This window comes from Nonomuraea glycinis (genome assembly GCF_035920485.1).
Lineage (GTDB): Bacteria > Actinomycetota > Actinomycetes > Streptosporangiales > Streptosporangiaceae > Nonomuraea > Nonomuraea glycinis.
This window is the reverse complement of record NZ_CP109166.1, coordinates 6,556,417-6,569,355: the sequence shown is the minus strand read 5'-3', so window position 1 is coordinate 6,569,355 and position 12,939 is coordinate 6,556,417. Positions and strand designations below refer to the sequence as shown.

Here is a 12,939-nt window from a genome sequence, read left to right as displayed (position 1 = left end):
CGAGCACTCCCGATCGAATGACGGAAACGTACAAAATGCCTGCACGTACATGCCAGTCATACAGGTGAACTGTCGGCACTTGGATGCGGAGTCGTAACCAGTCCTCAACTTACGACCCGGCCCTAGCATGCTAAATGTTCATCAGGTGAAGCAGCTGATGGTCTTGCTCGTGCTCGCGGGGCTCGCGTCCGGGTGCGGCGGAGCCGCCCCCGCGCCCCCTCCCTCCGAGGATCCACCGCCCGGCCTGTCGGTCTCCTTCGGCCAATGGCGCTCCGACGAGCCGGTGCACAGGATGCAGGTGGCCGTCCGCAACACCGGTGCGACGCCGGTCTACTTCGCCGACGTCCAGATCGTCACCCCGTCGTTCACCACGCTCCCGCCGCAGAAGGCCGACATCGACATCCCCCGGACAGACCGGATGGACATCCCCACTCCCTACGGCCAGGCCGTCTGCCCGTCGCAGGGCCTGCCCGCGGTCCAGCCCGCCACCGTGGTGGCCCACCTGCGCGCCGGGTCCGAGCCGGAGCTGCGCCGGGTGGTGTTCAAGGTGCCGCACCCCGACCCGCTGCTGGCCAGGCTGGTGCGCGACGAGTGCGCCGAGCACCTGATCAAGCAGGCGGCCGAGATCTCCTTCGATCCGGAGTGGAAGCGGGTGGGCGAGGCCATGCGCGGCACCCTCACGCTGACCCGCCGCGGCGCCGGCGCCGTGGCCGTGCACTCGATCGGCGGCACCACCCACTACATCGCCACCCCGGTCGGCGAGCACAGCCCCCTGCTGGCGCTCGGCGCGCAGGAGCGGGTGGCGCGGGCGCCGGTCGAGCTCACCCCCGGCCGCTGCGACCCGCACGCCTTCGCCGAGGCCAAGAAGGCCTTCCAGTTCCCGGTACGGGCCAGCGTCGACGGAGGCGAGGAGCGCGTGGTCATCGTCGCCCCGGCCAAGCCGGAGCAGGATCGTCTCATCGACTACGCGCTGGAGGTGTGCGGCTTGAAGCCCTCCTAGCCGCGTTCGGCCGCGTCGTCCATAACGATCTGGGCAACCTCCCGCATGCTCAGCCGGCGGTCCATCGACGCCTTCTGGATCCAGCGGAAGGCCTGCGGCTCGCTCCACCCGTGCTTGGCCATGAGCTGCCCCTTGGCCCGCTCGACCAGCTTGCGCGTCTCCAGCCGCTCCGACAGGCTCGACACCTCGGCGGCGAGCGCCACCATCTCCTCGTGCCGGCTCACCGCCATCTCGATCGCGGGCACCAGGTCGGCCTTGGTGAACGGCTTGACCAGGTAGGCCATCGCGCCCGCGTCCCTGGCCCGTTCGACCAGGTCACGCTGGGAGAACGCGGTGAGGATCAGGCACGGCGCGATCCGCTCGGCCACGATCCGCTCGGCGGCGGAGATGCCGTCCAATATCGGCATCTTGACGTCCAGGATGACCAGATCGGGCCGCTCCTCCGTGGCGAGCCGGATCGCCGTCTCGCCATCACCGGCCTCCCCCACGACGACGTAGCCGTCTTCCTGAAGCATCTCCTTGAGATCGAGGCGGATCAGTGCCTCGTCTTCCGCGATCACCACTCGCCGCTGCGTACTCACGAGCGCAAGAGTACCGATGTCCGGTAGATTAGATCCACGCCGGTGCCCTCCGCTGGTTCACACCAGGGGCGAGGTACGGCACTTTCCGGACACGTTCGGAAATCAGCCGGAATGGTGGAATAGGCAGACACTGACGCCTCAAAAGCGTCTGCTCGAAAGGGCGTGCGGGTTCGAGTCCCGCTTCCGGCACCTTCCCTGACACCTTCACCCATGCCTCCGTGCCGCGGCCGGGGCCGCAGGTACGCGCCGCGTCATGACAAGGCGAAGAACGCGCAAGCCAAGCTCCGCACGGTCCTGAGGTGGAGTAGCCGGTCCATCTTCGGTGATGTACACGATGAGGTTGCGATCATCGGAGGTGGGCGTGATGGGGTTGAACGAGCAGGAGCGGACGAAGTTCCTGGCCGAGCCGCACATCGCCGGGCTGGCCGTGGACGCGGGCCCCGGCCGGGGGCCGCTGAGCGTGCCCGTCTGGTACGACTACGAGCCGGGCGGCGAGGTGCTCTTCCTGACCGGCGTGGAGTCCCGCAAGGCCGCCCTGATCGCCAAGGCGGGCCGGCTGACCGTGCTGGTCCAGCGGACGAGCCCGACCTATCGCTACGTGTCGATCGAGGGGCCGGTGGTCGGCTCCGGCCCCACCACGCTGGAGCACCTCACCCGGATCGCCGCCCGCTACCTGCCGCCGGAGGCCGTGCCGGGATACGTGGAAGGCTCCGATCTCCATACGCTGGTGACGTTCCGGGTGCTGCCGCAGCGGTGGCTGTCGGCCGACCTCGGGGCGCTGTGACCGGGCCGGACGCCGGATCGCGGATCACGGTATTTTGAGGTACGTGACTGCTATCGATCCCACCGTGACCGGCGCCTACGGCGTCGGGCTCGCCACCCTAGCCGCCGACGGCACCGTCCTCGACACCTGGTTCCCCGCGCCTGAGCTGGGCGATCCTCCCCTCGCGGGCACCGAGCGGCTCGCCGCCGAGGAGGCCGGGGAGCTGGCCTCCCTGGTCGGCCCCGACCCGGCCAGGGGCGTCGAGGTGGTGGCGGTCCGCACCGGCATCGCCAAGCTCTCCGAGGCGCCGCTCGACGCGCACGACGTCTACCTGCGGCTGCACCTGCTGTCCAGCCGCCTGGTGCGGCCGCACGGGCTCAACCTCGACGGCGTCTTCGGCAAGCTCGCCAACGTCGTGTGGACCAGCCACGGGCCGTGCCCCGTCGAGGAGTTCGAGCAGACCCGGCTGCGGCTGCGACTGAGCGCCAAGGGCGCGGTGGCGGTCTACGGCGTGGACAAGTTCCCGCGGATGGTCGACTACGTGCTGCCCACGGGCGTGCGCATCGCCGACGCCGACCGGGTGCGCCTGGGCGCCCACCTGGCCGCCGGCACCACGGTCATGCACGAGGGCTTCGTCAACTACAACGCCGGCACGCTCGGCGCGTCCATGGTGGAGGGCAGGATCTCGGCCGGCGTGATCGTCGGCGAGGGCTCCGACGTGGGCGGCGGCGCCTCGATCATGGGCACGCTGTCGGGCGGCGGCACGCAGGTCATCTCCATCGGCGAGCGCTGCCTGCTGGGCGCCAACGCCGGCATCGGGATCAGCCTGGGCGACGACTGCGTGGTGGAGGCCGGGCTCTACGTCACGGCCGGCACCAAGGTGGCCCTGCCCGGCGGCGACGTGGTCAAGGCCGAGCGGCTGTCGGGCACGAGCGGGATCCTGCTGCGCCGCAACTCCCAGACCGGCGCGGTCGAGGCCGTCCCCCGCACCGGCGGCGGCGTCAAGCTCAACGCCCACCTGCACGCCAACTGACCTGGGCGGCTGAACGCGAAGGGCCGCACCGACCGGTGCGGCCCTTTCGACCTTCTATGGTCAGTTCGCGTGGGACACCGCGGAGCCGATGGTGTGCACGCGCAGCGCGTTGGTGGAGCCATGGCTGCCGGGAGGCGAGCCGGCCACGATGACCACCTTGTCGCCCTTCTCCAGCCGGCCCAGGGACAGCAGCGACGCCTCCACCTGCCTGACCATGTCGTCGGTGTGGTGCACGAACGGCACCTGGAACGTCTCCACCCCCCAGGTCAGCGACAGCTGGCCGCGTACGTGCGGGGAGGACGTGAAGGCCAGCAGCGGGATCGGCGAGCGGTAGCGGGCCAGGCGGCGGGCGGTCTCGCCGGACATGGTGAACGCCACCAGGGCCTTGGCCCCGACGATGGCGCCGACCTCGGCGGCGGCCCTGGCGATGGCGCCACCGGTGGTCTCCGGCATCCGCTCCAGGTGGTGGGTGGCCTGGAGGTAGGCCTTCTCGGCGGCGCAGGAGATGCGGTCCATGGTGGACACCGACTCGATCGGATAGTTGCCGACCGAGGTCTCGCCGGACAGCATGACGGCGTCGGCGCCGTCCATCACGGCGTAGGCGACGTCGGAGGCCTCGGCGCGGGTGGGCCGGGGGGCGCTCATCATCGAGTCGAGCATCTGGGTGGCGACGATGACCGGGCGGGCCTTCTCCCGGCACAGCTCGATGATGCGCCGCTGAACGATCGGGACCTGCTCCAGGGGCAGCTCGACGCCGAGGTCGCCGCGGGCGACCATGATGCCGTCGAAGGCTTCGATGATCTCCGGCAGCCGCTCGACGGCCTGCGGCTTCTCGATCTTGGCGAGCAGCGGCAGCCGCACGCCCTCCTGCTCCATGATGTTGCGCACCACGTCGGCGTCGGAGGGGCGGCGGACGAACGACAGGGCGATCATGTCGCAGCCGATGCGCAGCGCCCAGCGCAGGTCGGCCTCGTCCTTGTCGGTGAGCGCGGGCGCGCTGACGTTGATGCCGGGCAGGTTGAGGCCCTTGTTGTCGGAGATCATGCCGCCGATGACGACGCGGGTGACGACGCGGTCGCCGTCGATCCGGGTGGCCTCCAGGACGAGGCGTCCGTCGTCGACCAGGATGGTGTCGCCGGGGCGCACGTCGCCCGGCAGTCCCTTGTAGGTGGTGGAGACCTGCTCGCGGTCACCCGGGACGTCCTCGGCGGTGATGGTGAAGATGTCCCCGAAACCGAGCCGGACCGGGCCCTCCTCGAACCTGCCGACGCGGATCTTGGGGCCTTGCAGGTCCGCGAGCACACCTACGCCACGGCCCAGGTCGGCCGCCACCTCCCTGACCCGGCCATAGACCTCACGGTGCATGTCATGATCACCATGACTGAGGTTGAACCGTGCTACGTCCATGCCCGCGGCGATGAGCTCGCGCAGGCGTTCAGGAGAGGACGTGGCTGGACCTAGAGTGCAGACGATTTTCGCGCGACGAGTCACGAGTCCTACCTTAATTGGTACAGACCACTTGGCAGTCATTGACGACGCAGAACGTACCCGAGACAGGACAACAGCACGGCAACGGCGGCTGCCGGACGAGCCAAGTTCGGGTATTGCTCCGCAGGACGCCGGCCGGTCACGGCTCGAAGGTGGCCGCCTTGTACGCGTTGACGACGCCCCGGCCGAAGAAGCCGTTCTTCTTCTTGTCGCCCTTGCAGACGTGGATCTCCTTGTCGCCGAGGAGATCGTATGCGTACGCGCGCGGCGACGGGCAGGGTTTGGCCGTGGCGGTCCGGTAGAGATAGTCCTCGACCTTGGCCGGCGGGAGGGTGAGGCCGCCCTGGCCGGACTTGGCGGCGGACTTGGCGGGCTTGCCGAAGCGGCTGATCAGGATGGCGGCGACGCCGGTGGCGTGCGGGGCGGCCATGGAGGTGCCGTCGAGATACTGGTAGTAGGAGCAGGGGCTGCGGGTGCAGTCGCGCAGGACGTCGCCGGTCTTGGGCCTGCCGGACTTGTCGATCCGGCCCTTGGCGCGCAGCACGGCCTCGGGGGCGGCGGCCAGGATCGAGCGGGTGGGTGAGGCGGCCTTGCCGTCCAGGGCGTCACCGCCGGGCGCGGACAGGTCGGTCTGCTCGAGGCCGTAGTCGCTGTAGATCGCCTTGCGGCCGGAGGGTCCGACGGAGGAGATCGAGATGACGCCGACGGACTCGGCGGGCACGTTGAGGCAGGAGTTGTCGACCTTGCGGATCCGCTCCCCGCCGCGAGGGTAGCCGGGGCTGGCCTCGTCGACCTTGGGCTTGCCGAGGTCGGAGGCGCCGTTGCCGAGGGCGGAGATGAGGGTGACGCCCTTCTTGCGGGCGTAGTCGAGAGCGCGCTGCATGCCGGTGATGACGGCCCGCTGCTCCAGCCGCTCCTTGGCGCTGTCGGAGGGGTTGGCCCGGCAGTTGAACAGCCACGGGTCGACGTAGTAGCTCATGTTGACCACGTCGACGCCGATGTCGGCGGCGTAGGTGAGGGCGTCGAGGCTGGCCTTGAGGAAGAAGAAGCCGGAGTCCTGACCGGCCCGGATGTTGACGAGCTGCACGTTCGGCGCCACGCCGACGACGCCGATGCCGTTGATCGGGGAGGCGATGGTGCTGGCGACGTGCGTGCCGTGGCCGTCGTCGTCCTGGTCGACCGCGTCCTTGCAGTCGGCGGCCTCGCACGGCCCGTCGAGAGTCTCGCCCTTCTCGTCCTTGGGCCTGTCGGTGACGAAGTTACGGCTGAGCTCACGGTTGAAGTTCGGGGCGATGTCGGGGTGCTTGCCGTCGATGCCGGTGTCGATGACGCCGACGAGGACCTTGCGGCTGCCGGGCTCCTTGGCGTGCGCGCGGTCGGCGCCGATCATCTTCATGTCCCACTGGCGACCGGAGAGCGGGTCGCTCTTGGTGCTCCTGGTGAGGGCGGCGGCGTCGGGCAGGGCGCGCGCGGCGGCGGAGGAGGCGTAGCCGATCCGGCGGTCGGCGGAGACGCCGACGATCGCCGGGTCGGCGCCGATGACCTCGGCGAACGTCGCTCCGCCGCGGGCCACGACGTAGCCGAGCTTGGACTCGGCGCGGACGGCGCTGCCCCCCGCGCCCTTGATGACGTCGAGCGCGTGGGCCTGCCGGCCGTCGGCGTAGAAGACCAGGTAATCCGCCTGGACGACGGCCTGCCGGGCGCTGACGGCCGCGCAGGCGGTGAGCGAGGCCGCCATGGTCACGGCCGCGAGGCAAGAGACAATTCGCCGCATTCTTCCCCCATTAGCCGCATTCCCCTTGAAACTGCATCTTCCCGGCAGTCATCAGGTGATGCAACTTCGCCCGCCCGCTTCGGCATGCCTGGCCCCGCGCGCGGAACGTACAGAAAGCAGGAGAGCGCCCGCCCTTGAGGGGGCGGGCGCTCTCACACGTCGCTACACCAGCGGGCGCGCCGTCGGCAGGATCGGGTACGGCAGCGCCGTCTCGCCGGTCAGGAACCGGTCGACGCCGCTGGCGGCGGCGCGGCCCTCGGCGATGGCCCACACGATCAGCGACTGCCCGCGCCCCATGTCGCCGGCCACGAACACGCCGTCGACCTTGGACATGTACGTCTTGTCCCGCGAGACGTTGCCCCGCGCGTCGTAGAACCCGTCGCCCGCGAGCACCGCCAGGTCCTGCAGCAGCGGGCCCTTCTCCGGGCCGAGGAAGCCCATGGCGAGAGTGACCAGCTCGGCGGGGATCTCCCGCTCGCTGCCGGGGATCGGCTTGAACCCGTTCTGCGGGCCGTCGACCTCGACCAGGCGCAGCGCCCGGAGGTTGCCGTCGGCGTCGCCGGCGAACTCGGTGGTGGAGACCGCGTAGACGCGCTCCCCGCCGCCCTCGGCGAGCTCCTCGTGCGCGCTCTCCATCTTGAACAGGATGGGGAAGGTGGGCCACGGCTGGTTCGCCGACCTGGTGGCCGGCGGCTGCGGCATGATCTCCAGCTGGGTGACGGAGGCCGCGCCCTGCCGGATCGCGGTGCCGATGCAGTCGGCCCCGGTGTCACCGCCGCCGATCACCACGACGTGCTTGCCCTCGGCGGACACCGGCGGGGCGGCGTAGTCGCCCTCCTGCACCTTGTTGGACAGGGGGAGATACTCCATCGCCTGGTAGACGCCCTTGAGGTCGCGACCCGGCACCGGCAGGTCACGCCAGGCGGTGGCGCCACCCGACAGCACCACGGCGTCGAACTCGGCGCGCAGCTCGGCGGCCGTGACGTCGACGCCGACGTTCACGCCGGTGCGGAACTCGGTGCCCTCGGCCCGCATCTGCTCCAGGCGGCGCTCGATGTGCCGCTTCTCCATCTTGAACTCGGGGATGCCGTACCGGAGCAGCCCGCCGATACGGTCGGCCCGCTCGAACACCACCACGTCGTGGCCTGCCCGGGTGAGCTGCTGGGCGGCGGCCAGCCCGGCGGGGCCGGAGCCGACCACCGCGACCCGCTTGCCCGTCCTGCGGGCCGCGGGCTGCGGCGTCACCCAGCCCTCGGCGAACGCCCGGTCGATGATCTCGACCTCGACCCGCTTGATCGCCACCGGGTCGGAGTTGATGCCGAGCACGCACGCCGCCTCGCACGGAGCCGGGCAGAGCCTGCCGGTGAACTCCGGGAAGTTGTTCGTGGCGTGCAGCCGCTCGATCGCCTCCCGCCAGTCGGTCCGGTAGACCAGGTCGTTCCACTCGGGGATGAGGTTGCCCAGCGGGCAGCCGTTGTGGCAGAACGGGATGCCGCAGTCCATGCAGCGGGCCGCCTGCTTGGTCAGCTTCTCCTGCGGGAAGTCCTGATAGACCTCCTGCCAGTCACTGATGCGGACGTCGACGGGGCGGCGCGCCGGCAGCTCCCGGTCGTGCGTGAGAAAACCCTTGGGGTCAGCCATCGGTTACGCCTCCCTTATCCCTTGACCGCGGCCGCCATGACGGCCTCGTCGATGTCCCTGCCTTCGATCCGGGCGGCCTCGGCGGCCTCCATGACCCGCTTGTAATCGGTCGGCATGATCTTGCCGAACCGGGCGAGCGCGTCGTCCCAGTCGGCCAGCAACTGCTTGGCCACCGGCGAGCCGGTCTCCGCGAAGTGCTTCTCCACGATCTCCTTGAGGAACTCCGCGTCCTGCTCGGTGAGCGCCTCCAGGGCGACCATCTCCCGGTTGACCCGCTCGGTCTTGAGGTCGAGCAGGTAGGCGACGCCGCCGGACATGCCCGCCGCGAAGTTGCGGCCGGTCGGGCCGAGCACCACCGTGGTGCCGCCCGTCATGTACTCGCAGCCGTGGTCCCCGACGCCCTCGACGACGGCGGTGGCGCCGGAGTTGCGGACGCAGAACCGCTCCCCCACCACGCCGCGGATGAACACCTCACCGGACGTGGCGCCGTACAGGGCGACGTTGCCGGCGATGATGTGCCCGTCCAGCGGAGCCGCGTCGTGCGGGCGCAGCGTGAGCCGCCCGCCCGACAGGCCCTTGCCGAGGTAGTCGTTGGCGTCGCCGGTGAGCCGGAGCGTGATGCCGCGGGGCACGAACGCGCCGAAGGAGTTGCCGGCCGAGCCGGTGAAGGAGATGTCGATGGTGTTGTCCGGCAGGCCCGCGCCGCCGTACCGCTTGGTGACCTGGTAGCCGAGCATGGTGCCGACGGTGCGGTTCACGTTGCGGATGGGCAGCTCCAGCGTCACCGGGGTGCCGTCGTTCAGCGCGCCCTCGGCGAGCTGGATCAGCGTGTTGTCCAGCGCGTGCCGCAGCCCGTGGTCCTGCGCGACGGTGCGCCGCAGCGGGGTGCCGCTGGGCAGCGCCGGCAGGTGCAGGATCGGCGACAGGTCGAGCCCGCTGGCCTTCCAGTGGTCCTCGGCCGCCGCCATGTCCAGCATCTCGACGTGCCCGATCGCCTCGTCGAGCGTGCGGAAGCCCAGCTCGGCGAGGTACTCGCGGATCTCCTCCGCGATGAACTCGAAGAAGTTGACCACGAACTCGGGCTTGCCGGTGAAGCGCTTGCGCAGCTCCGGGTTCTGGGTGGCGACGCCCACCGGGCAGGTGTCGAGGTGGCACACGCGCATCATCACGCAGCCGGACACGACCAGCGGCGCGGTGGCGAAGCCGTACTCCTCGGCGCCGAGGAGCGCGGCGATGACCACGTCGCGGCCGGTCTTCAGCTGGCCGTCGACCTGCACCACGATCCGGTCGCGCAGGTTGTTGAGCAGCAGCGTCTGCTGGGTCTCGGCCAGGCCGAGCTCCCACGGCGCGCCCGCGTGCTTGAGGCTCGTCAGCGGGGAGGCCCCGGTGCCGCCGTCGTGGCCGGAGATCAGCACCACGTCCGCGTGCGCCTTGGACACGCCCGCCGCGACCGTGCCGACCCCGACCTCGGCGACCAGCTTCACGTGCACCCGCGACTCCGGGTTGGAGTTCTTCAGGTCGTGGATGAGCTGGGCCAGGTCCTCGATCGAGTAGATGTCGTGGTGCGGCGGCGGCGAGATGAGGCCGACGCCGGGCGTGGAGTGCCGGGTCTTGGCGATCCACGGATAGACCTTGTGGCCGGGCAGCTGGCCGCCCTCGCCGGGCTTGGCGCCCTGGGCCATCTTGATCTGCAGGTCCGAGGCGTTCACCAGGTATTCGGAGGTCACCCCGAACCGGCCGGAGGCCACCTGCTTGATCGCGCTGCGCCGGGAGTCGTCGTAGAGGCGCTCGGGGTCCTCGCCGCCCTCGCCGGTGTTGGACTTGCCGCCGAGGCGGTTCATCGCGATGGCGAGCGTCTCGTGCGCCTCCATCGAGATCGAGCCGTACGACATCGCCCCGGTGGAGAACCGCTTGACGATCTCCGAGACGGGCTCGACCTCCTCGATCGGGATCGAGGCGCCCTTACGCAGCTTGAACAGGCCACGCAGCGTCATCAGCCGCTCGGCCTGGGAGTCCACCATGCCGGTGTACTCCTTGAAGATCTCGTAGCGGCGGCTCCTGGTGGCGTGCTGCAGCTTGAAGACCGTCTCGGGGTTGAACAGGTGCGGCTCGCCCTCGCGGCGCCACTGGTATTCGCCGCCGACCTGCAGCCGCCGGTGCGGGTTCTCCGCGCGCGGGTAGGCGTGCCGGTGCCGTCCGGCCGCCTCGCGGGCCAGCACGTCGAAGCCGACGCCGCCGAGCCGGGAGGTGGTGCCGGTGAAGCAGGAGTCGATGACCTCTTGGCTGAGCCCGAGCGCCTCGAAGATCTGCGCACCGGTGTAGGAGGCGACGGTGGACACCCCCATCTTGGACATCACCTTGATGACGCCCTTGCCGTAGGCCTTGATGAGGTTGCGCACGGCGACGCGCTTGTCGAGGGCCAGCGCGCCGGAGTCGACGAGGTCCTCGACGGTCTCGATGGCCAGGTACGGGTTCACCGCGCCGGCCCCGTAGCCGATCAGCAGCGCCATGTGGTGGCACTCGCGGGCCTCGCCGGTCTCGATGACCAGGCCGATCTTGGTGCGGGTCCGCTCCTGGATCAGGTGGTGGTGCACGGCGCCGGTGAGCAGCAGCGCCGGGATCGGCGCGAGCGTCTCGGAGGAGCCGCGGTCGGACAGCACGATGATCCGGGCGCCCTCGGCGATCGCCCGCGACGCCTCGGCCCTGATCTCCCGCAGACGGGTCAGCAGCGCCTGGCCGCCGCCCGCCACCGGGTAGAGGCCGGAGATCACATGCGGGTGCAGGCCGGGCAGGTCATGCTCGTCGTTGATGTGGATGATCTTGGCGAGCTCGTCGTTGTCGATCACCGGGTACGGCAGCACGAGCTGCCGGCAGGAGGTGGGGCCCGGGGCGAGCAGGTTGCCCTCGGGGCCGACCACGCTGGCCAGGGAGGTGACCAGCTCCTCCCGGATGGCGTCCAGCGGCGGGTTGGTGACCTGCGCGAACAGCTGCGTGAAGTAGTCGAACAGCAGCCTGGGCTTCTCGCTCAGCACCGCGACGGGCGTGTCGGTGCCCATGGAGCCGATCGGCTCCAGGCCGCTCCTGGCCATCGGCGCGAGGATGATGCGCAGCTCTTCCTCGGTGTAGCCGAAGGTCTGCTGCCGCTTGACGAGCGCCTCGTGGGTCGGACCTTCCACGCTGCGCGTCTCCGACACGACCCCCCGCCGGCGCGCGGGCAGCTCCTCGAAGCGCACCAGGCCGGCGTGCAGCCAGTCTTCGTACGGCAACTCGGCGGCGAGCTCGGCCTTGATCTCGTCATCTTCGATGATCTTGCCGCGGGCGGTGTCGATGAGGAACATCCGGCCGGGCTGCAGGCGGCCCTTGCGGACGACGTCCTCGGGCGCGAAGTCGAGCACACCGGCCTCGGAGGCCAGCACGACGAGCCCGTCGGCGGTCACCCAGAACCGGCCGGGGCGCAGGCCGTTGCGGTCGAGCACGGCGCCGGCCAGGGTGCCGTCGGTGAACGTGATCGAGGCCGGGCCGTCCCACGCCTCCATCAGCGAGGAGTGGAACTCGTAGAAGGCGCGCCGCGCGGGATCCATCTCGGTGTGGTTCTCCCACGCCTCCGGGATCATCATCAGCACGGCGTGCGGCAGAGTGCGCCCGCCCAGGTGGAGCAGCTCCAGCACCTCGTCGAAGGAGGCCGTGTCGCTGGCGTCCGGGTCACAGATCGGGAAGAGCCGCGACAGGTCGCCGGGGATGACGGACGACTCGAGCATGGCCTCGCGGGCCCGCATCCAGTTGCGGTTGCCCTTGACCGTGTTGATCTCGCCGTTGTGCGCGATGTAGCGGTAGGGGTGGGCCAGCGGCCAGCTCGGGAAGGTGTTGGTCGAGAAGCGCGAGTGCACCAGCGCGATCGCGCTGTGGTAGCGCTCGTCGGACAGGTCGGGGAAGAACGGCTCGACCTGGTCGGGGGTGAGCATGCCCTTGTAGACGATGGTCCGCGCCGACAGGGACGTGAAGTACACGTCCACCTCGTGCTCGGCCCGCTTGCGCAGGCAGAAGGCGAGCCGGTCGAGCTCCAGGCCGGACTCGCCGCCGGGGGCGGCCACGAAGATCTGCTTGAAGAACGGCATCACGGCGCGGGCGCTCGGCCCCGGCAGGGCGCGGTCGACCGGCACGTCGCGCCAGCCGAGCACGGTCAGGCCCTCTTCGGCGGCGATCTCCTCGATCATGCCGACACCGATCGCGCGAGCCTCGTCGTCGATCGGCAGGAAGGCGATGCCGGTGGCGTAGTGGCCGCTGTCCGGCAGGGCGAACGGGACGCTCGCCCGGTAGAGCGCGTCAGGGATCTGCGTCAGGATCCCGGCTCCGTCGCCGGTGTCCGGCTCGCTACCCTTGGCCCCCCGGTGATCGAGATTGCACAGTGCCGTCAGCGCCTTGACCACGATGTCGTGCCCCCGGCGACCGGCGACGTCGGCGACCATCGCGACACCGCAGGCATCATGCTCGTTGGCGGGGTCGTAGAGGCCCTGGGGCTCGGGGAACCCGAGGTGGGCAGCAGGCATTGAATCCCTCCCGTCGTCTTCGTCTGTCTGAACTGCGTGAACAGGCGGGGACGACGTTGGCCCTGCTGCTTATCGTGGATAGAGGTTACCGCACGCTGCCAGAATGGTGCCC

At 70.3% G+C, this 12,939-nt stretch carries 8 protein-coding genes and 1 tRNA gene; 4 read left to right on the top strand and 5 right to left on the bottom strand.

Features of this window, described 5'->3' with window-relative positions; genetic code table 11:
- The first annotated feature begins 145 nt into the window (after window positions 1-145).
- On the top strand, window positions 146-1,000 hold the full coding sequence (locus OHA68_RS30885) for a hypothetical protein (RefSeq protein ID WP_327103378.1): 855 nt from the start codon (window positions 146-148) through the stop codon (window positions 998-1,000).
- On the opposite strand, the gene OHA68_RS30880 is transcribed toward OHA68_RS30885, so the two are convergent.
- On the bottom strand, window positions 997-1,581 hold the full coding sequence (locus OHA68_RS30880; protein ID WP_268241359.1) for an ANTAR domain-containing response regulator: 585 nt from the start codon (window positions 1,579-1,581) through the stop codon (window positions 997-999). The genes OHA68_RS30885 and OHA68_RS30880 overlap by 4 nt on opposite strands.
- Window positions 1,582-1,686: 105 nt before the next feature.
- Between OHA68_RS30880 and OHA68_RS30875 the strand changes: the two genes are divergently transcribed.
- From OHA68_RS30875 to dapD, 3 genes are all read left to right on the top strand, one after another.
- Window positions 1,687-1,770, top strand: a tRNA-Leu gene (locus tag OHA68_RS30875).
- A 175-nt stretch (window positions 1,771-1,945) separates the two neighbouring features.
- On the top strand, window positions 1,946-2,365 hold the full coding sequence (locus tag OHA68_RS30870; RefSeq protein ID WP_189140023.1) for a pyridoxamine 5'-phosphate oxidase family protein: 420 nt from the start codon (window positions 1,946-1,948) through the stop codon (window positions 2,363-2,365).
- 43 nt (window positions 2,366-2,408) lie between these two features.
- Window positions 2,409-3,377, top strand: coding sequence for a 2,3,4,5-tetrahydropyridine-2,6-dicarboxylate N-succinyltransferase (dapD, locus tag OHA68_RS30865; protein ID WP_327103377.1), 969 nt, complete (start codon window positions 2,409-2,411; stop codon window positions 3,375-3,377).
- Window positions 3,378-3,437: 60 nt separating this feature from the next.
- Here dapD and pyk read toward each other — a convergent pair whose 3' ends face one another.
- The 4 genes from pyk to gltB all read right to left on the bottom strand — a co-directional run bounded on the left by pyk (window position 3,438) and on the right by gltB (window position 12,827).
- Window positions 3,438-4,868 (bottom strand): pyruvate kinase, encoded by a 1,431-nt coding sequence (gene pyk / locus OHA68_RS30860; RefSeq protein ID WP_327103376.1) that lies wholly within the window; start codon window positions 4,866-4,868, stop codon window positions 3,438-3,440.
- 136 nt (window positions 4,869-5,004) lie between these two features.
- Complete coding sequence (locus tag OHA68_RS30855; protein WP_327109579.1) at window positions 5,005-6,603, bottom strand: S8 family peptidase; 1,599 nt, start codon at window positions 6,601-6,603, stop codon at window positions 5,005-5,007.
- Between the two features lie 198 nt (window positions 6,604-6,801).
- Window positions 6,802-8,280 carry a glutamate synthase subunit beta gene (locus tag OHA68_RS30850; RefSeq protein WP_327103375.1) on the bottom strand — a complete coding sequence of 493 codons (1,479 nt, stop codon included), beginning with the start codon at window positions 8,278-8,280 and terminating at the stop codon, window positions 6,802-6,804.
- A 14-nt stretch (window positions 8,281-8,294) separates the two neighbouring features.
- A complete protein-coding gene (gene gltB / locus OHA68_RS30845) occupies window positions 8,295-12,827 on the bottom strand; it encodes a glutamate synthase large subunit (protein ID WP_327103374.1) in 4,533 nt (1,510 codons plus the stop codon).
- Between the last annotated feature and the right edge of the window lie 112 nt (window positions 12,828-12,939).